The organism is Nocardia sp. NPDC050713 (assembly GCF_040654315.1).
Classification (GTDB): Bacteria; Actinomycetota; Actinomycetes; order Mycobacteriales; family Mycobacteriaceae; genus Nocardia.
In genome coordinates this window covers 202,287-219,747 of record NZ_JBFAHS010000013.1, presented here as the reverse complement: position 1 = coordinate 219,747, position 17,461 = coordinate 202,287, and the positions used below count along the sequence as shown (strand labels likewise).

Here is a 17,461-nt window from a genome sequence, read left to right as displayed (position 1 = left end):
CGCCATGGCGACACCCCACGAACCCAAGCAGGACCGCAGCCGAGCGACGAGGCAGCGCCTGCTCGAGGCGACCATCGACTGCCTGGCCGAGATGGGCTGGGCCGCCGCGACGGTCGCGGTGGTCGCCGAACGGGCGGGGGTGTCGCGCGGTGCGGCTCAGCACCACTTCCCGACCAGGGAAGACCTGATCACGGGCGCGCTGGAGTACATGTTCGACACCCGCATGGACCAGGCCAAGGCGGAGGCGGTGACGATCGCCGGAGTGGCCGAGGGCGCGGGCCGGACCCAGGCCGTCGTGGCGGGCCTCGTCGAGTCCTACACCTCGCCGCTGTTCAAGGCGGCGTTGCAGGTGTGGACGCACGCGGCCGCCGACCCGGTGCTGCGCGAACGTATCGTGCCGTTGGAGGCGAAGTTCGGCCGCGTCGCGCACCGCAGGGCCGTCGAGGCGCTCGGCGTCGACGACTCCGATCCCGTCGCGCACCACTTGGTGCAGGCCACGCTCGACCTGGCCCGCGGTCTCGGCCTCGCCGACGTCCTCACCGACGACTCGGCCCGGCGCAAGGAGATCGTCCAGCAGTGGTCGGCGACACTGCATTCGGCGCTCACCGCGCCGCGCTGAATCTCTCCGGCACGGATCGCGGCCGTCGAAGCGCGTGCCGTGCGGTCGCGTGCCGTGCGGCTCCGCGTGGCGCGGCGCTGGATTCACCCGAGGACTGCCGTCGACCTGCGCGTTCGTCCCGATGTCACACTCGCCCGACCTGCTTCGTCCCCTCTGTGAACGCGGAACACCGCAGCGCAGCAGAAGGAGCAGGACATGAACGCCAGCAAGAAGATCGCCGTCGCCGGAGCCACCGGACGCCTCGGCCGCCACGTGGTCGACGTGCTGAACGAGCAGGGCCACGAGGTGGTGGCCTTCTCCCGCGCCAACGGCGTGGACATCGAGACCGGCGCGGGCCTGGTCGAGGCGCTGGCCGGGGTGGATGTGGTGATCGATGCCTCGAGCACGCCCTCCGCGGACAAGGACATCGCCACCGAGTTCTTCACCGCTGCCGCGCGCAACCTGCACGAGGCGGGCAGCAAGGCGGGGGTAGAGCGGCTGGTCGTGGTGTCCATCATCGGCATCGACGACAGCGTCGCGGGCTACAACGCCGCCAAATTGGTGCACGAGCAGGAGCTCGCCAAGGGTCCGCTGCCGGTGCAGATCCTGCGGGCCGCGCAGTTCCACGAGCTGGTCGAGGTGATGACGCAGTGGGGAATTCAGGGCGACGTGGCCTACCTGCCGAAGATGCGCACCCAGCTGGTGGCCGCCCGCGCGGTCGCCGAGAAGCTCGTCGAGATGGCGGTGAGCCCGGCTCCTGCGCGGACCGACGGACCGTTCCCGGAGATCGCCGGGCCCCGGCCGGAGACCATGGCGGGCGCGGCCGCGGTGCTCGCCGCACGGCGTGGCGACGCGATCCAGGTGCAGGAGGTCAGCGACCCGGCCAACCTGGACCGGGACCAGTTCGAGAACGGCGCTCTGCTGCCCGGCTCGCATGCCACGCTGGCGGGCCCGACCTTCGCGGAGTGGGTCGACGCGAACTACCCCACCGCGAACTGAGCGCTGAACAGACGCGCACCGGCTTACGAAAGAGTCGGTGCGCGTCCTTGTTTCGGCAACGGCTCCGCGGTCGGCGGTGGAGCTCCGTCGGACCGGGCTGTGAGGTTCCTTGGACCGTGTCCGCTCGGCGGTGGAGCAAGGCGCCGGTACGCCCGGACGATGCTGCCGGACTCAGTCCGTCCTCAGACCGCGCATGACCGGAGCGAAGGCTGAGGTACGCCTAACGCAGGCGGCGGATACGCAGCACCGTGTCCTCCCTACGGCCTTCCTGCCCCTCGGGCCCGACCCATTCGCGCTCGACGACGTCCTCGGTTTCGACCCGCCAATCCTCGGGCGAGAGCGCCAGAGCGGCGAGAGTGCCCGGGATGGTGGGGAATTCGAAGAACGGCGGCTCGACCATCCAGGTCGGCCAGCCCGCGTGCGCCACGATCAGCAGCGTGCCGCCCGGGGCGACGGCATCGGCGGCGTGCCGCAAAATCTTGTCGCGTTCGCCGTCCCCGGCGACCGGCGAGTGCAGGAATTGCGCCGAAACGAGATCGTAGGAGCCCTCGGGGAAGGAGTGCGCGAGATCGTGCCGCGCCCAGGTGATGCGATCGGCGACGCCCGCGGCCGCGGCGTGCTCGGCGCCGCGCGCCAACGCGATGGTCGAGACGTCGACGGCATGCACCCGCCAGCCGCGCTCGGCCAGCCAGAGGGCGTCCCCGCCCTCACCGCAGCCGAGATCGAGCGCGGTGCCCGGCGCGAGGTCGGCGGCTTCGCGGACAAGCAACGCGTTCGGTTTGCCGGTCCAGACCCGCTCGCGCTCGCGGTAGAAGTCTTCCCAGTACTCCTGAGCGGTGGTTTCGGTCATCGAACACCCTTCCTGACCTGCGTATGCCCGGTGCTTGTCGAGCGGAAAACCCGCACAGGGCATGGTGCGCTCAGTCCTCGACCCCACGCCAGTTTCCTTGCCAATCCGGCAACGGTCCCTGGCGGGCGCACTTGTGCGGAGACGGCGCACCAGCAGGCCGTGTGATTTCCGTTGGCAGGTATTCGCGCAGAGAACCACACCATGAGCAGGCACACCCGCCCCCGCCGATTCGGCAAACAGTCACAGGCACCTGCTCCTGTGCGGGGACGGCGCACCAGCAGGCCGTTTCTTTCCGTTGGCAGGCATTCGCGCAGAGAACCACACCATGAGCAGGCACACCCGCCCCCGTCACTGATCGAAGTCGATGCGGACGTGGTCGGAGACGGGAAGGGCTTGGCAGGCAAGCGTCAGACCGAGGGCGAGGTCGGCGTCGACGAGCGTCTCGTTGCGCAGCATCCGCACCTCGCCCGCGCGGACCGTGCAGGCGCACGCGCTGCACTCGCCCGCCCGGCAGGAGAACGACGCGTCGTAGCCGTTGGCGAGCAGCACGTCGAGCAGCGTGCGAGAGCGCGGCCATGACAGCTCCAGCGTGTGTCCGTCGAGGGTCACCGTGGCGGTGGCCGCGCCCGATTCGGCGTCCGCGCCAGAGAGTTCGATGTCCGCGAACGGGTCGCCGGTCAGCGACTGGAACTTCTCGTGGTGGATGTGCGACTCGGGCATGCCGATCGCCCGCAGCGCCGCGGTGCCCGTCGCCATGAAAGGCGCTGGGCCGCAGAGGAACGCGTCGTAGCGCGGGTAGGGCGTGAACAGCTCGCGCAGCCCGGACACCGTCGGCAGGCCGCGCTCGTCCACCAGCCAGTGCACCACGGTGAACCGATCCGGGAACTCGACCGCCATCTCCTCGAGTTCCGCGCCGAAGATCACCGCGCCCGCGTCGTCGTTGGCGTAGACCAGCAGCACCGTGCCGGAACCCGCGATCAGCGCCGATTTCGCGATGGACATGATCGGTGTGATGCCGCTGCCCGCGGCGAGCAGGAGCAGATCGGCGTCCAGCGACTTCGGCACGAACACCCCGGACGGCGCGAGCACGCGCAACCGCATGCCGACGGAAGCGTTGTCGCACAGCCAGTTCGACGCGTAGCCGCCGGGCGTACGCTTCACCGTCACGATGGCGTCGTCGTCCAGATGCGGTGAGCTGGAAAGCGAATAGCAGCGCGCGACCGATCCGGTGCGCTCGCTCGGCACCTCCAGCGTCAGGAATTGCCCAGGGTGGTAACGGAATCGGGGGACCAGCGCGTCGGGAACCTCGAAGACCAGCGAGATCGCCGCGTCTGTCTCCTTGATCACCTCCACCACTTCCAGGGTGTGCACGTGCGAATTGGACTGCGCCATCGCCCCTCCTACAGTTCGATGCCGAAACGGCGCGCGGCCCGCTTGCCCAGCCGGTACAGCGGTACGCCGAGATCCGCGTAGTGCGGCCCGAGAAGCCGCGGCACCAGGTCGAAGCCGCGCGCGTCCGGCCCGATCAGCACCCGCGCCTTGTTCTTGCGCACGCCGCGCAGGATGATCTTGGCCGCGGCTTCCGGGCTGGTCATGGTGATCAGCCCGAAGCCGCGGCGCACCGTCTCCCGATCGATCCCGTTCGGAATGCCGCGGGCGTTGACGGCGATATCGGTCGAGACGCCGCCGGGATGCACGCAGGTGACCCCGACCGGGTGCCCGGCGATGCGCATCTCCTGCCGCAGCGCCTCGGTGAAGCCGCGAACAGCGAATTTCGCGGCGTTGTAGGCGCTTTGCGACGGAATGCCCATCAAGCCGAAGACCGAGGACACATTGACCACGTGCCCGTCGCCGGAGGCGATCAGGTCGGGCAAAAAGGCCTTGGTGCCGTGCGCGACGCCCCAGAAGTCGATGTTCATCAGCCAGTCGAAATCGTCCCAGTCCATGTCGAGGACGTCGGCGCTCAGCGCGACACCGGCGTTGTTGATCACCAGGTCGACGCCGCCGAACTCCGCGCGCACGTCCTCGGCGTGCGCGTAGACGGCGGCTCGCTGCGCCACGTCCAGCTGGTACGGAATGGCGGTGGCGCCGAGCTTTTCGCAGCGACCTGCGGTGTCGGCGACCGCGCCGGTGTCGATGTCGGACAGTGCGAGGCGACTGCCGTTGCGCGCCAGCTCCAGCGCGAGCGCCCGGCCGATGCCGGAGCCCGCGCCCGTGACGACGGCGACCTTGTTGTCGAAGTGGCGCACGGGAGCCCCCTGTCAGTTGCCTGTGAGCGTGGTCGGAAAGGTTTGGGACGGAAGGTTTTCCAGCACGACGGTCGATCGCACCGGCGCGCTCGGCGGTGGCCCGATGAACTCGTATTCGTCCGGACGCAACCGCCTCGTCCGCAACCAGTACTCCCAGGTGAAACCGGACCACAGCGTGCGGTTGTTGCCGTGCTCGTCCAGGTACCAGCTGCGGCAGCCGCCGGTGTTCCACACCGAACGGGCCAGCTTGCGCTGGAGTTCGGCGTTGTAGCGGTCCTGCGCCGCCCGCCGTGGCGCCAGCGCCACCGCCCCGCGCGCCCGCACCTGCCGGATCGCGTCGAGCACGTAGTGGATCTGCGACTCGATCATGAAGATGATCGAGTTGTGGCCGAGACCGGTGTTCGGACCGAGTAGGAAGAAGGCGTTGGGCATGTCGGCGACGGTGATGCCGCGGTGCGCCTGCACGCCTTCGACGGTCCATCGCGCGCCGAGATCGACGCCGTCGCGGCCGGTGATCGACAAGTTGGTGAACGAGTCGATGACGTGGAAGCCGGTGCCGTAGACGATCACGTCGGCCGGGTGCTCGACGCCGTCGGCGGTGACGATGCCCGCGGCGGTGAGATGGTCGATGCGGTCGGTGACCACGGTCGTCTTCGGGTCGGCGAGCGCCGGATAGTAGGTGTCCGAGCCGAGCAGCCGTTTGCAGCCGGCCCGATAGTCCGGCGTCACCGCGGCGCGCAGCGCGGGATCGTCGATCTGGCGCGCGATGTGCCGTCGACCGACCCATTCCACCGTCTTCAGCAGGTCGGGTCTGCGCGTCATCGCGTAGGCGGCGACCTCCGCGCCCCAGTAGATGCCGTTGCGCAGCGCGAAGCGCAGTCCGGGCACCCGCCGCAGCGCGGTGCGGAAACGCTCGGAGAAGACCACGTCGGCGCGCGGCAGCACCCACGGCGCGGTGCGCTGGAAGACCGTCAGAGCGCCGACTTCGTCGATGATCTCCGGCACGAACTGGATTGCGCTCGCGCCGGTCCCGATCACCGCCACCCGCTTGCCGCGCAGATCGACATCGTGGTCCCACTGCGCGGAATGAAAAGCGGCGCCGGTGAATTCGGTTCGGCCGGGGAATTCCGGAATGCTCGGAATGTGCAGCGCGCCGATGGCCGAGACGATGAACCGCGCGACGTACTCGCGGCCGTCGGCGCTGAAGGCGTGCCAGCGCCGTTCGTCCTCGTTCCAGTGGCCGCGGACCATGTGCTGGCCGAACCGGATTCGCGCACGCAGCCCGTACTTGGCGACGACTTCCTTCAGGTAACCGAAGATCTCGGGCTGATCGGAGAACAACCGGCGCCAATTCGACCGTGGCTCGAAGGAATAGGAGTACAGGTGTGTCGGCACGTCGCAGGCACAACCCGGATAGGTGTTGTCGCGCCAGGTGCCGCCGATCTCGTCGGCCTTCTCCACGATCAGGTAGTCGCCGAGCCCCGCCTTGTCCAGCGCGATCCCCATGCCGAGACCGGAGAACCCGCTGCCGATGATCAGCACCCCGGTGTGCACCGGGGTCGAGGATCGCGCTGCCATCGCGTCACCTCCGATCGGATCACGCCGCCGCGCGGCGCTCGAGTTCGTCGAGGATGTTTTGCGGCACGCTCCGCGAGACGCGGTACAGCCGCCGTGTCACGGCGCCGTCGAGCATGCCCACCTCGTGCGCGAAACGCAGCAGCGGTTCGCCGGCGAAGGTCGCGTTCACCCGGAAATTCGGCGAGGTGAAGGCGGCGACGAAGCCACGGAGCGGATCGATGCCAACCGACCGGTACACGCGCGGATTGATCAACACGGGGTACACGCCCAGCACCATCACCGCGAAAACCAGCCGGTGGAAGGCGTTGGACACCTTGCCGCGCTCCCCGATGGCGCGCACCAATTCCTCGCGGGCGTAGGTGATGTGGCGCGCTTCCTCCAGTACGTGGATCTTCATCAGTTGGCGCACATGGGGTTGCAGGTCCGGATCGTTCATCGCCTCGCGCTGCAACCGGTCCAGGATCTCCTCGATCAGCAGGGTGCCCGCGTAGGACGAGGGACCGAGCGGGATGAACGCGACGAGGCGGCCGAGCTTGCGCCCGGTCTTCGGCAGCAGGTACGGCCGCAGGCCGGTGAGGTTCACCAGGCGGCTGAACATGGTGGAATGCCGTGTCTCCTCGCCGATTTCGGCCAGCGCGTAGCGGGTGTGGTCGTCCACCAGCCGCTCGCTCTCCAGCACCGTGCGCAACAGCATCGTGCTCAGTCCGGCCTCGGCGAGGATGCCGAAACTGAGCACGCTCACCAGCTCGTGCAGGCCGAGCTCGGTGCGCTGCTCGGGGGTGAGCCGTTCCCACAGCGCGGTGCCGTACAGCGACTGCCGGTGTTCGGGTATCCAGTGCTTGCCGGGCTCGATCGGTGCGTCCCAATCGATGTCGAGCTCGCCGTCGTAGGCGCGTTCGGCGGAGGAGCGCAGCAGCCGCCGGGCGGTCTTCTGTCGATCGCCGACCGTCTTGCGGCGCACCGTCGATGCGCCCGCGGTGGTGACGATGGGTCCGGGGGTCTCGGTGGTCATCGCACCGCTCTCCTGTTCCTGGTCGAGCGAACGCCCGGGTGGTGCGTTTCGCGGAGGAAGTCGCGCACGGTCGCGGTCGCGGCGCGTGCGTTGCTCCGGTAGGCGCCGGTGGTCAGCGCGGCCGCCGCGCCCACGAGAGGGTGAAGTCCGACGGCGCGGTACACGGCCGGATGCACGAGCGCCGCGTAGGCGACGGCGGTCACGGCGCTCAATGCCCAGCGGTGCAACGTGGCGCGAATCGGTCCGCGAGAGTCGATGGCGCGCAACAATTCCGCGCGCGTCGCCTCGACGTGTCGCGCGCTGGACGCGGCGTGCAGCAGCGCGAGCTGGCGTAGGTGCGGCTGGATGTGCGGATCGGTGGTCAGGTCGCGCAACAGTTGCGCCGCCAGCTCCTCGACGAGCAGACGGAAGCCGAGCGCGGTGGGACCGTCGGGGATCCACAGCGTCAGCTTGGTCAGCGCGCGCAGCGGCGGGGGCAGGCGATAGGGCGGCAGGCCGGTGGCGTTGATCAGCCTGCTGTACATCGTGGAGTTGCGGCTCTCGTCGTGAATCGCCGCGAGGGTGAACCTGGTCTGATCGTCGACGGGATCGCGGCTTTCGATGACGTCGCGGAACATCAACATGGACAGCATGGATTGCGCGTAGATGCCGACGCTGAGCATGCTGACCAGCTCGTGCTTGCCGAGTTCGCGTCGCTGCTCGGGGCTCAGCCGCTCCCACAGCCCGCTGCCGTACAGCGAAACACGTTCGGGTGGAAGCCAATTCAGCGCCGGATCGGGCGTCGCGTCCCAGTCGATGTCGAGATCGGGGTCGTAGGCCGCTTCGGCGACGCCCGCGAAAAGCAGCCGTCGGGCGATGCTCTGCCGATCGCCGATGTGGCGACGGCGGCGCACTTGCGCGCCGGACGGCGTGGTGGCAGGCCGAAAGCCATGGTTGTGGCTGGACGTCATTGTCCGCACCAGCTCTCTGTGCGGGGTCGCCAGCTGTGCTCGAGTGCTGCGCTGGGACCGCTGCGTCGGAGACGCGGTACCGGGAAAGAGGAGGACCGTGAATGCGGAACTTCTAGTACCCAATACCGCCGGTTCCGTGTACATTTACGAGTGTGTCCCACGTCTCACTCGATGTCAACGGCCCAGGTGAGGTGGGGTTCCGAGGAGTCGAGATGAACAGCGACAGTCCGCATGCGCGGTCCGACTATCTAGGCGCGGCAACCCTCGTCGTGCACGGCCGCGAGATTCCGGTGCAGGTCGAGTTGCGCGGGTACCGGGAACCGATCGACGGCATCTACCGGTGGTTCGGCCGGATTCGTCCGAACGACGATCTCGCGGCCGCGCTCGGTGACGAGCCGCGCACCAGGGTCGTCATCCGCACCGAGCACGGCGCCCGCGACGGGTACGTCGGCGACCCCGATCCATGGCGGCGGTTCCGGATAACGGGAAAGAGCACGCCTCCGTTTCCGGTGCCGACCGAGTTGACCGAGGTGGAGTGAAGAATTGGTACGGTCGGATTCGTGATGCACAGCCGCCGGGAAGTCGACCAGGCGCGGCCCAAACGGGTCGACGCCCGGACCGAGCGGTGGCGCGCGCACCGGGTGAAGGTGCGCGACGAGTTCGTCGACGCCGCGTTCCGCGCGCTGGACAAGTTCGGTCCGGAAGTCAGCATGGGCGATATCGCCAAGGAGGCGGGCGCCGCGAAGCCGAAGCTGTACCGGCACTTCGAGGACAAGACCGACCTCTACAACGCGATCGTCGACCGGGTGCGCGACATGCTGTGGGAACGCATCATCTCCAGCATCGATCTGAGCAACGACTCGGCGCGTGAACTGGTTCGGCGGGGGGCCGCGGAATACGCGCTGGTGGTCACCGAGCACCCGAACGTCTTCCGTTTCATGCTGCACAGTCACTTCACCCAGCAGGCCGACGAGTCCGAGCGGGCGCTGCAATCGGCGCGACAGTCGGCGCGGCGGGCCGCCGAGATGTTCGCCGGGCTTGTCGAGGACGAGTCGATCGACGTGGCCAGCATCGAGCTCGTCAACTATTCGATATTCGGCGCGGTCGCCTCGGCCACCGACTGGTGGCTCGGCGCGAACCGGCTCCAGGCCAACGCGATGCCGATCGAGAAGTTCGTCGCCTATATCGCCGAGATAGTCTCGGCGCTCGCCGAGGCCAACGCTCGCCTCAACGGCATCGTCATCAATGCCGATCTACCTCTGCACTGCGCCTTTTCGAAAATCTGAGCCTTTTCGAAGATCTGAGCCTTTCGGCAATCCGAGCGCCTTCGGCCACCTAGCGCCTTTGGGCCGACTCAGCGCCTTTCGACCGACTCAGCGCCTTTGGGCGCAACCATGCGTCTCGCCCCGGCGGTGCCGCCCGAGGGCGGCACGGGGGCGTAAGGCCAGCGCTGCCGGACGTCGTCATGCCGCGCATGGCCGGAGCGAAGGCGGAAGTCCGCACAACATGCGCTGCTGGACGAGTCCGTCCTCAGGCTGCGCATGGCCGGAGCCTATGCGGGACACGCATAACTTGCGCTGCCGGACGGAGTCCGTCCGTCGGACCGCGCATGGCCGGAGCGAGTGCGGAGATACGCCTTGTCGCGTCCACTGCGAACGCCGTTGTTCTCAGCCGAGCCGCGCCGTTGAGGCCGACCGTGTTCGCGACATACCCAGTATGGACCCGCCCACCGACAAGTTTCGGTGCCCGGATCGGTAGGCGAGACAGCCTGTTCTTCGCGGAATATCTCAGGAGGAGTGCAGCCGCCACAGCGGAGAGACCGGGCCGTGGCCGGCGCCGAGATCGTAGGAGGCGGCCAGGCAGCGGCGTGTCCATTCCTTGGCGAACTCGACCGCCTCGGGCACCGGGTAGCCGTGCGCGAGGGCGCACGCGATGGCCGCGGCGAGGGTGTCGCCGCCGCCGTGGTCGTTGCCGGTGGTGATGCGCGGCGCGGGGAATTCGTGGAAGTTCTCGCCGTCGAAGAGGAGGTCTGTGCTCAGGTCGGAAGAGCGCATATGTCCGCCCTTCACGATCGCCCAGCGCGGGCCGAGCGCGTGCAGGGCCTCGGCGGCGCGTCGCGCCTCGGCCTGGTCGGTGACCGTGATCCCGGTGATCAGTCTGACCTCGTCGAGATTGGGCGTCACGATCGTCGCCAGCGGAATCAGGGTGTGGCGCACCGCGTCCAGCGCCTCGGCGTGCAGCAGCGCGTCGCCGTGCATGGAAGCCGCGACGGGGTCGACGACCAGCGGAATCTCGCCGTCACGCCCGATGCCGACTTCGCGGCAGACCCCCGCGACCGCCTCGATGATGGCCGTCGAGGCGAGCATGCCGGTCTTCGCCGCGCCGACGCCGATGTCGCCGACCACCGAACGCACCTGATCGGCGACGATCTGCGGCGGAATCTCGTGGAAGCCGCTCACGCCCACCGAGTTCTGCACCGTCACCGCCGCGACCGCGACGCACGCGTGCACACCGCACATCGCCATGGTGCGCGAGTCGGCCTGGATTCCGGCGCCGCCGCCGGAGTCGGTGCCTGCGATGGTGAGGACGCGGACCGGGGTCTGTCCGTCGGCGGGGAGGGGCAGCAGTTTCACAGGGCGACCATAACCGGCGCGGTCGGACGCGGGTCCGTCGAGAACCTCGCGCATGGCTGGGGCAGTGGCAGAGGTGCGCGGATCTCGCGGTTTCCGGACGCATGGCGTCCCAGAAATGAAAACCATTACCATTAGGCCGTGACCACTTCATCGCGCACCGATCCGCTGCCCGTCACCGTGCTGTCCGGCTTCCTCGGGGCGGGCAAGACCACGCTGCTCAACCACATCCTGGCCAACCGCGAGGGCCGCCGGGTCGCGGTCATCGTCAACGACATGAGCGAGGTGAACATCGACGCCGCACTGGTCGCGGGCCAGGGACACCTGGACCGCACCGAGGAGAAACTGGTCGAACTCACCAACGGCTGCATCTGCTGCACACTGCGCGAGGACCTCATCGAGGCGGTCGGCAGGCTGGCTCGCGAGGGGCGCTTCGACCAGCTGGTCATCGAATCGACCGGCATCTCCGAGCCGATGCCGGTCGCGGCGACCTTCGACTGGGAGTTCGAGGACGGTTTCAGGCTCGGCGACATCGCCCGGCTGGACACCATGGTGACGGTGGTGGACGCCTCGACCTTCCTCGCCGAGGTGGTGCGCGGCCAAGCGCTGGCGGAACGAAAGCTGGAGGCGGGGGAGGGCGACGAGCGCACCATCGCCGATCTGCTTGTCGACCAGGTGGAATTCGCCGACGTGCTGTTGATCAACAAGACCGATCTGGTGAGCGCGAATGCCGCGGGAACTGTGGAAGCCACACTGCGGCGGCTCAATCCGCGTGCGCGGGTGCTGCGCACGTCGCATGGAGTGGTGGAACTCGGTGAGGTGCTCGGTACCGGTCGCTACAACCCGCTGGTTGCCGCGGAAGCTGAGGGGTGGGCGGAAGAGCTTGCGGGCGGGCATGTTCCGGAGACCGAGGAGTACGGCATTCGGAGTATCACCTATACCGCTTCGCGCCCGTTTCACCCGGCGCGGTTGGCTGGGGCATTGGAACAGTTGCGAGGGGTATTGCGCAGCAAGGGATTCTGTTGGATCGCCAGCCGTGCGGGACTGGCGGCCGTGTGGTCGCAGGCGGGGCCGAATCTGAGCTTCGAGCCTGCTGCTTGGTGGTCGTCGATGGAAGTTCCCGCGGGGCAGGAGATCGTTTTCATCGGGGTGAAGTTGGATGGGGATCGGGTTCGGGCGTTGCTGGATGGTGCGCTGCTGACCGATGCGGAATATGCGGCTGGGGCTGAGGTTTGGGGTGCGTTCGATGATCCGTTCCCGGCTTGGGGTGAGTTGCACGAGCATGTGTGAACGGTGCGTCGGTTGACTGGGGGCGTCCGGTCAGAAGCCACCATATGACTACCGTGGAATCCATTTCTCTATCGACGGTAGTCATATGGTGGTTGGAGGTTGACAGGCTGGCGGCTGTTTCTGTCTGCCACCTGTAGCGGCAGCCGACCACCCGCAAAGCCAGCGCCTGTTCAGTGCGAGATCCCCGGCGCCTGGTACAGATAGGTCGAGTCGGTGAGCTGCTCCAGCAGGAACTCGGCGATGTCCGCCCGCGCGATCTTCAACGTGAGCCCGCGCTCGGATCCGGGGAACGCCCGCCGGTAACTGCCGGTCCGCGGCCCGTCGGTGAACGCGCTCGGCCGCACGATGGTCCACTCCAGGCCGCTCGCTCGCACGTACTCCTCCTGCTTGACGTGGTCGTTGTAGGCGCGGCGCAGCAACATGCCGAACAGCAGGTGCTTCCACAGGAAGTTGAGATTGTCGCGGCTGTCGCCGATGCCCAGTGTGCTCTGGCAGATCAACCGCTTCACGCCGGTGCGCTGCATCGCCTCCACGACCGCCTTGGTTCCGCCGAAGCGAACGAGACCCTTGCGCCCGTCGCCGAGCGCGATCACCACCGCGTCCTGGCCGGTGACCGCCTTCTCGGCCTGGTGCGTGTCGAAGACGTCGCCCTCCACCACGCGCAGCCGCTCGTGCCGCTGGGTGACTCCCGCGGCGTTGCGGGTGAACGCGGTGACCTCGTGGCCCTGCTCGAGCGCCTGCTCGACGACCAGTCGGCCGACGCTGCCGGTGGCTCCGAAGACTGCGATTTTCATGGTGTTCTCCTTGCGGTGAAAGCTGGTGTGCCGTTGGTGAATCCAGTACATCAACGCGAAGCGAGACGAACCATGGCCGTGACTCTCGATGACATAAGCGAACGTCCACGCACCGCGGCGCACACCCGGAGTCGGATGTGCGCCGCGAGTCGGCCCGCCGACCGCACCGCCGGGTCGGGACCGATGTGCCCCGACCCGGCGGCGAACCTCGATGGCACCTACCGATACGTCGCGAAGAACTCGGTGATCTCGCCCGCGATCAGCTCCGGCGCCGAGTGGTGCAGGTAGTGGGAGTGCACGTCGTGGGTCTTCCAGGACGCGATGGCCTTGTGGTCGCGGTCCGCGAAGCGGCGGATGCCATGGAAATCGCCGGTCGATCCGCAGAGCGCCAGCGGCACCATGGTCGGCTCGGCGGGCTGCGGCGCCTTGGCGTTCTCGAAGTACTGCCGGATCGCCGAGCCCGCGGTGCCGGTGAACCAGTGGATCGCGATGTTCGTCAGCACGAATTCGTCGTCCAGCTCGGGGCCGAGCAGCTGCGCGTTCCAGCCGACCAATCCGGTCGGCGAATCGGTGATCGCGTGCGCCAGCGTCTGCGGCTGCTGCGCCTGGAGGATGTTGAAGCTCATCTTGTTCTGCGCGAACCACTCCAGCGTCGCGAGCGCCTGCTGCTCCTCCTCGGTGAGGTCGGTCAGCTCGGCCGGATCGCCGGACGGGAACGAGTACACCTGCGAGACGTGCACGCCGACAACATGTTCCGGATCCACCCGGCCGATCTCGGCGGAGATCTGCGCGCCGCCGTCGTTGCCGACCGCGCCGTAGCGGTTGTAGCCGAGCCTGCTCATCAGTTCCGCCCACGCCTTGGCGATGCGGGTGTTGTCCCAACCGGATTCCTTTGTCGGACCCGAGAATCCGTAGCCGGGCACCGACGGGATCACCAGGTCGAACCCGGCAGCGGTGAGCGGGGCGACGATGTCGAGGAATTCGATGAAGGTGCCGGGCCAGCCGTGACTGAGGATCAGCGGAAAGGCGTTGTCCCGCTTGGACTTCACGTGCAAGAAGTGCACGGTCTGGCCGTCGATCTCGGTGGTGAACTGTGGATGGGCGTTGATCTTCGATTCGATTGCGCGCCAATCGAATCCGGTGCGCCAGTAGTCGACCAAGTGGCGGACGCGGTCGACGCTCACGCCGTAGGTCTCGCCGGAGCCGGGGATCTGATCGGCCCATCGGGTACGGGCCAGCCGCGACTGGAGGTCGTCGAGCTCGGCCTGCGGGATGTCGATGCGGAAGGGGGTGATGGCGGGCATCGGGGGCTCCTTGTTCTGAAACGGAATGCTTCGTTCTGTTCAAACCGTAGCAGAACGGATTATTCCGTTTCAAGTGCTAGGCTGAACTCATGCCGAAGACATCCGAAGTCCCAGCTCGCAAGGGTCTGCCCGGTCGCAAGGCGCAGGCCGCCCGCAACGACGGTCTGATTTTGGAAGCGGCGCGGGCCGTGTTCCTCGCCGATGCCAACGCGCCGATCGCCGCCGTCGCCGAACGCGCGGGCGTCGGCATCAGCGCGCTCTACCGCCGCTACCCGAGCAAGGAGGTGCTGCTGCGCACCCTCTGTCACGAGGGATTGCGCCGCTACAACGCGGAAGCGGATGCGGCACTGGAGGATTCGGACGGCTGGCGTGGGCTGGTCGGCTTCTTGGAGCGCGTGGTCGACGCCGACGTCCACTCGCTCACCGTCCACCTGGCGGGCACCTTCACCCCCGACGAGGCGATGCTGCCCGACGTGGTGCACGCGGACGAGGTCAACGAAGAACTCATCCGCCGCGCCCACGCTTCCGGACGGCTGCGAGCGGAGGTGAATCCGCTGGATCTCGGGCTGATCCTGGAGGCATGCGCGGCCATCACCATGCCGGACCAGGCACGCACCGCCCAGCTCCGCCGCCGCACCCTCGCCCTTCTCATCGCGGGCCTCGCCGCCGACGGTGAGCTACCTGGGCCACCACCGCAGCCTGGTGAATTCGCCTGGCGCTGGCAACCGCGGGTTGACGCGGCCCGCTCCCGGTGAACCTGCCCGGCGACGAGGCGCGCGAATGGGGCGCGAAGTCCGGATGTGGACTGGTAGGAACGAACCATCCGTGCGAGGTGAAGGGGACAGGCATGAACTGGACGCCCCTCGACGACGTCGGCTTCCTCTTCTTCTCGAACCCCGACGGCAACGGCTGGGCGATCCAGCAGATCTCCACCCGGCCGTAGTTCAGCGCACGCCGAGATAGAGAGTCTGCGTGCTGCGGCCGAGGGGGCCTTTCTCGTCGAAGAGGGCCGATTCGGCGAGGCCGATGCCGTGCGGTTGGGGGTAGGTGACCGCGTCGAGACAGACCCATTCGCCCACCGGCTGGCGGTGCAGGGTGACGGTGAGGTCGGTGTTGATGAAGAGGTAGCGGTTCCAGTCGAGGACAGCGCTCACGCCGTTGCCCGAGTCGGCGGCGGCCAGGGTGCGTTCCAGCGGGCTCGGCGTGGTGCCCGCGACGATCGGATACTTCAGTCGAATCCAGCAGATCGCCGGGCCCGGTTCGCCGAAAGCGCCTGTGACGAAACGGTATTCGATCGCGGTGTGGAAGCCGATCTCCTGTGCTGCCGGGAACGGCGTTGGTGCGGGCGCGTGGTCCGGACCGGGCCGCGCGCCCACCGGATGGAATTCCTCGGGCAGCGGAAGTTCGGGCTCGGCAAGCTTGAACCGCCAGGCATTGGCCTTCATGACCGGACCGCGCTCGGTCGAGAGCGTCGCCTCCACCAACTCGACGCTGCGTCCCGGCCGAGTCACCCGCGCCTCCGCGATCAGCGGCTGCAACGGCACAGGTCCGAGGATCTCCACCGCGACCCGCCCGACCTGGAACCCCTCCCGCGGCTCACACCGCTCGATGACGTGCCCGAGCAACGCCGAGGGAGGCCCCGCGTGCTGCGCGTCCGGCGACCACGGCCCACGCGTGAGCTCGGTGGAGATGAACCGTTTCGGGTCGTCCGGATCCGGGAGGTAGAAGGCATCACTCACGTCATCGTCCGTCCCTCGGACCGGCCGCACTGCCGGTTGTCGAATAGTTCGTCCGGTTAACGATTCTGCCACGCGGGGTAGCGGTGGACCGGGCCGGTCGACGCTCGTGGCAGGTGCGTGAGGCAACCCGACGACCGGAAGTGTCGGGCGGCGGCGGGATGCCCGGTGTCCCGATACGGCGGCTCGATGCGGTCGTGCCGGTGTCCGGAGTCGGCGGCTAGATGCGCCCATGCCGCAGCGATGGCGCGCGTCCGGCGTGATCGCCGGGCGGGTGGCTCACGCCCGTCCGAAGGTGAGGGCCACGTTGTGGCCGCCGAATCCGAAGGAGTTGTTGACGGCGTAGTCGATTCGTTGGCGGCGGGGTGCGCCGGCGACGATGTCGAGGTCGATGTCAGGGGCCTGGTTGTCGAGGTTGAGGGTGGGCGGGATGATCTGGTCGCGCAGGGCGAGGACCGTGAGGATGGACTCGAGCGCGCCGACCGCGCCGATGGAATGGCCGAGCGCGGATTTCGGGGCGTAGACCGAGGCGTGCGGCGTGACGGCCGCGATGGCGTTCGCCTCGGAGGCGTCGCCGATCGGGGTCGAGGTGGCGTGCGCGTTGACGTGGGCGATGTCCGAAACCCCGAGGCCCGCGGTCTCGATGGCCTTGCGCATGGCGCGGGCCGCGCCGATGCCCTCCGGGTCGGAGGCGACGATGTGGAAGGCGTCGGAGGTGATGCCCGCGCCGAGCACGCGAGCGTGGATCTCGGCGCCGCGCGCCCTGGCGTGCCGCTCGGATTCGAGCACCATGAGCGCGCCCGCCTCGCCGAAGACGAAGCCGTCGCGGTCCCGGTCGAAGGGGCGCGAGGCGCGTTCGGGTTCCTCGTTGCGGGTGCTCATCGCGCGCATCATGGCGAAGCTGGCGATCGGCACGGCGTGGATGTTGCCCTCGACGCCTCCCGTCACCACCACGTCGGCCTCTCCGGAGCGGATCAGCCGCCAGGCGTGCGCGATCGCCTCGGAACCCGAGGAGCACGCCGAGACCGGCGCGAATACCCCTGCCTTGGCGCCGATTTCGAGCCCGACCGTCGCGGCGGGCCCGTTCGGCATCACCATCGGCACCGACATCGGCGACACCTTCCGATAACCGCCCGCGCGCATGGCATCGACCGCGTCGATCAGCGCGTCGCCGCCGCCGAGTCCGGTGCCGATGGCCACCGCCAGCCGCTCGCCCTCGACCTCCGGCGCGCCCGCCGACTGCCACACCCGCCTGCCGAGGACCAGCGCCAGCTGCTCGACGTAGGAGTGCCTGCGCTGTTCGACCCGGGTGAGCTGCGCGGCGGGATGCTCCTTCAACTTGCCGCCGATGCGGACCGGCAGGTCGTATTCGGCGACGAAGTCGTCGTCGAGTACGCCGATGCCCGTCTCCCCTCGCAGCAGCCTCGACCAGGTGGTTTCCATGTCGTCGGCGAGTGAAGTGGTGGCCGCG

At 68.4% G+C, this 17,461-nt stretch carries 17 protein-coding genes; 6 read left to right on the top strand and 11 right to left on the bottom strand.

The features are described 5' to 3' along the window. The first annotated feature begins 4 nt into the window (after positions 1–4). Both AB0H49_RS24025 and AB0H49_RS24020 read left to right on the top strand, forming a co-directional pair. Positions 5–619: a TetR/AcrR family transcriptional regulator gene (locus tag AB0H49_RS24025; protein WP_357254499.1), complete on the top strand. Its 615-nt coding sequence runs from the start codon at positions 5–7 to the stop codon at positions 617–619. 195 nt (positions 620–814) lie between these two features. Next, positions 815–1,597 (top strand): NAD(P)H-binding protein, encoded by a 783-nt coding sequence (locus AB0H49_RS24020; RefSeq protein WP_357254497.1) that lies wholly within the window; start codon positions 815–817, stop codon positions 1,595–1,597. A 220-nt stretch (positions 1,598–1,817) separates the two neighbouring features. Here the strand turns inward: AB0H49_RS24020 and AB0H49_RS24015 are convergent, their stop codons facing one another. From AB0H49_RS24015 to AB0H49_RS23990, 6 genes are all read right to left on the bottom strand, one after another. Further along, positions 1,818–2,447, bottom strand: a complete 630-nt coding sequence (locus AB0H49_RS24015; protein WP_357254495.1) for a class I SAM-dependent methyltransferase — start codon at positions 2,445–2,447, stop codon at positions 1,818–1,820. Between the two features lie 348 nt (positions 2,448–2,795). Further along, positions 2,796–3,839, bottom strand: a complete 1,044-nt coding sequence (locus tag AB0H49_RS24010) for a ferredoxin--NADP reductase (RefSeq protein ID WP_357254493.1) — start codon at positions 3,837–3,839, stop codon at positions 2,796–2,798. An 8-nt stretch (positions 3,840–3,847) separates the two neighbouring features. Continuing rightward, positions 3,848–4,696: an SDR family NAD(P)-dependent oxidoreductase gene (locus AB0H49_RS24005; RefSeq protein ID WP_357254491.1), complete on the bottom strand. Its 849-nt coding sequence runs from the start codon at positions 4,694–4,696 to the stop codon at positions 3,848–3,850. A gap of 12 nt (positions 4,697–4,708) precedes the next feature. Beyond that, the gene (locus tag AB0H49_RS24000) at positions 4,709–6,274 is read right to left on the bottom strand and encodes an NAD(P)/FAD-dependent oxidoreductase (protein ID WP_357254489.1); all 1,566 of its coding nucleotides are present in this window, start codon (positions 6,272–6,274) and stop codon (positions 4,709–4,711) included. A gap of 19 nt (positions 6,275–6,293) precedes the next feature. Next, on the bottom strand, positions 6,294–7,286 hold the full coding sequence (locus AB0H49_RS23995) for a diiron oxygenase (protein WP_357254487.1): 993 nt from the start codon (positions 7,284–7,286) through the stop codon (positions 6,294–6,296). After that, positions 7,283–8,236: a diiron oxygenase gene (locus tag AB0H49_RS23990; protein WP_357254486.1), complete on the bottom strand. Its 954-nt coding sequence runs from the start codon at positions 8,234–8,236 to the stop codon at positions 7,283–7,285. Before AB0H49_RS23990 ends, AB0H49_RS23995 begins: the two co-directional genes overlap by 4 nt. 212 nt (positions 8,237–8,448) lie before the next feature. Between AB0H49_RS23990 and AB0H49_RS23985 the strand changes: the two genes are divergently transcribed. Together AB0H49_RS23985 and AB0H49_RS23980 are read left to right on the top strand one after the other, a co-directional pair. Next, positions 8,449–8,775 (top strand): DUF4873 domain-containing protein, encoded by a 327-nt coding sequence (locus AB0H49_RS23985; protein WP_357254484.1) that lies wholly within the window; start codon positions 8,449–8,451, stop codon positions 8,773–8,775. Between the two features lie 24 nt (positions 8,776–8,799). Continuing rightward, a complete protein-coding gene (locus AB0H49_RS23980) occupies positions 8,800–9,522 on the top strand; it encodes a TetR/AcrR family transcriptional regulator (protein WP_354999027.1) in 723 nt (240 codons plus the stop codon). 501 nt (positions 9,523–10,023) lie between these two features. Here the strand turns inward: AB0H49_RS23980 and thiD are convergent. Then, positions 10,024–10,869, bottom strand: coding sequence for a bifunctional hydroxymethylpyrimidine kinase/phosphomethylpyrimidine kinase (gene thiD, locus AB0H49_RS23975; RefSeq protein WP_357254482.1), 846 nt, complete (start codon positions 10,867–10,869; stop codon positions 10,024–10,026). Between the two features lie 138 nt (positions 10,870–11,007). Here thiD and AB0H49_RS23970 point away from each other — a divergent pair, with 138 nt between their 5' ends. Then, positions 11,008–12,156 carry a GTP-binding protein gene (locus tag AB0H49_RS23970; protein WP_357254480.1) on the top strand — a complete coding sequence of 383 codons (1,149 nt, stop codon included), beginning with the start codon at positions 11,008–11,010 and terminating at the stop codon, positions 12,154–12,156. Positions 12,157–12,326: 170 nt separating this feature from the next. On the opposite strand, the gene AB0H49_RS23965 is transcribed toward AB0H49_RS23970, so the two are convergent. Next, positions 12,327–12,950, bottom strand: a complete 624-nt coding sequence (locus AB0H49_RS23965; protein WP_354998681.1) for an SDR family oxidoreductase — start codon at positions 12,948–12,950, stop codon at positions 12,327–12,329. 218 nt (positions 12,951–13,168) lie between these two features. Then, entirely contained in the window at positions 13,169–14,254 is a 1,086-nt protein-coding gene (locus AB0H49_RS23960; protein ID WP_357254477.1) for an epoxide hydrolase family protein, read from the bottom strand. 89 nt (positions 14,255–14,343) lie between these two features. Between AB0H49_RS23960 and AB0H49_RS23955 the strand changes: the two genes are divergently transcribed. Next, positions 14,344–15,009 (top strand): helix-turn-helix domain-containing protein, encoded by a 666-nt coding sequence (locus AB0H49_RS23955; protein ID WP_357254475.1) that lies wholly within the window; start codon positions 14,344–14,346, stop codon positions 15,007–15,009. Positions 15,010–15,198: 189 nt separating this feature from the next. Here the strand turns inward: AB0H49_RS23955 and AB0H49_RS23950 are convergent, their stop codons facing one another. Both AB0H49_RS23950 and AB0H49_RS23945 read right to left on the bottom strand, forming a co-directional pair. Next, the gene (locus AB0H49_RS23950; protein WP_357254473.1) at positions 15,199–15,993 is read right to left on the bottom strand and encodes a thioesterase family protein; all 795 of its coding nucleotides are present in this window, start codon (positions 15,991–15,993) and stop codon (positions 15,199–15,201) included. A 276-nt stretch (positions 15,994–16,269) separates the two neighbouring features. Next, positions 16,270–17,433 (bottom strand): KasA/KasB family beta-ketoacyl-ACP synthase, encoded by a 1,164-nt coding sequence (locus tag AB0H49_RS23945; protein WP_357254571.1) that lies wholly within the window; start codon positions 17,431–17,433, stop codon positions 16,270–16,272. Positions 17,434–17,461: the final 28 nt, after the last annotated feature.

What these genes read in the sequence shown, in the direction of transcription:
- AB0H49_RS23995 (WP_357254487.1), bottom strand. Translation starts at nt 7,286, where the DNA reads ATGACCACCGAGACCCCCGGACCCATCGTCACCACCGCGGGCGCATCG.
- AB0H49_RS24020 (WP_357254497.1), top strand. Translation starts at nt 815, where the DNA reads ATGAACGCCAGCAAGAAGATCGCCGTCGCCGGAGCCACCGGACGCCTC.
- AB0H49_RS23980 (WP_354999027.1), top strand. Translation starts at nt 8,800, where the DNA reads ATGCACAGCCGCCGGGAAGTCGACCAGGCGCGGCCCAAACGGGTCGAC.
- AB0H49_RS24000 (WP_357254489.1), bottom strand. Translation starts at nt 6,274, where the DNA reads ATGGCAGCGCGATCCTCGACCCCGGTGCACACCGGGGTGCTGATCATC.
- AB0H49_RS24010 (WP_357254493.1), bottom strand. Translation starts at nt 3,839, where the DNA reads ATGGCGCAGTCCAATTCGCACGTGCACACCCTGGAAGTGGTGGAGGTG.
- AB0H49_RS23945 (WP_357254571.1), bottom strand. Translation starts at nt 17,433, where the DNA reads ATGGAAACCACCTGGTCGAGGCTGCTGCGAGGGGAGACGGGCATCGGC.
- AB0H49_RS23985 (WP_357254484.1), top strand. Translation starts at nt 8,449, where the DNA reads ATGAACAGCGACAGTCCGCATGCGCGGTCCGACTATCTAGGCGCGGCA.
- AB0H49_RS24025 (WP_357254499.1), top strand. Translation starts at nt 5, where the DNA reads ATGGCGACACCCCACGAACCCAAGCAGGACCGCAGCCGAGCGACGAGG.
- AB0H49_RS23960 (WP_357254477.1), bottom strand. Translation starts at nt 14,254, where the DNA reads ATGCCCGCCATCACCCCCTTCCGCATCGACATCCCGCAGGCCGAGCTC.
- AB0H49_RS23990 (WP_357254486.1), bottom strand. Translation starts at nt 8,236, where the DNA reads ATGACGTCCAGCCACAACCATGGCTTTCGGCCTGCCACCACGCCGTCC.
- AB0H49_RS23965 (WP_354998681.1), bottom strand. Translation starts at nt 12,950, where the DNA reads ATGAAAATCGCAGTCTTCGGAGCCACCGGCAGCGTCGGCCGACTGGTC.
- AB0H49_RS23955 (WP_357254475.1), top strand. Translation starts at nt 14,344, where the DNA reads ATGCCGAAGACATCCGAAGTCCCAGCTCGCAAGGGTCTGCCCGGTCGC.
- AB0H49_RS24015 (WP_357254495.1), bottom strand. Translation starts at nt 2,447, where the DNA reads ATGACCGAAACCACCGCTCAGGAGTACTGGGAAGACTTCTACCGCGAG.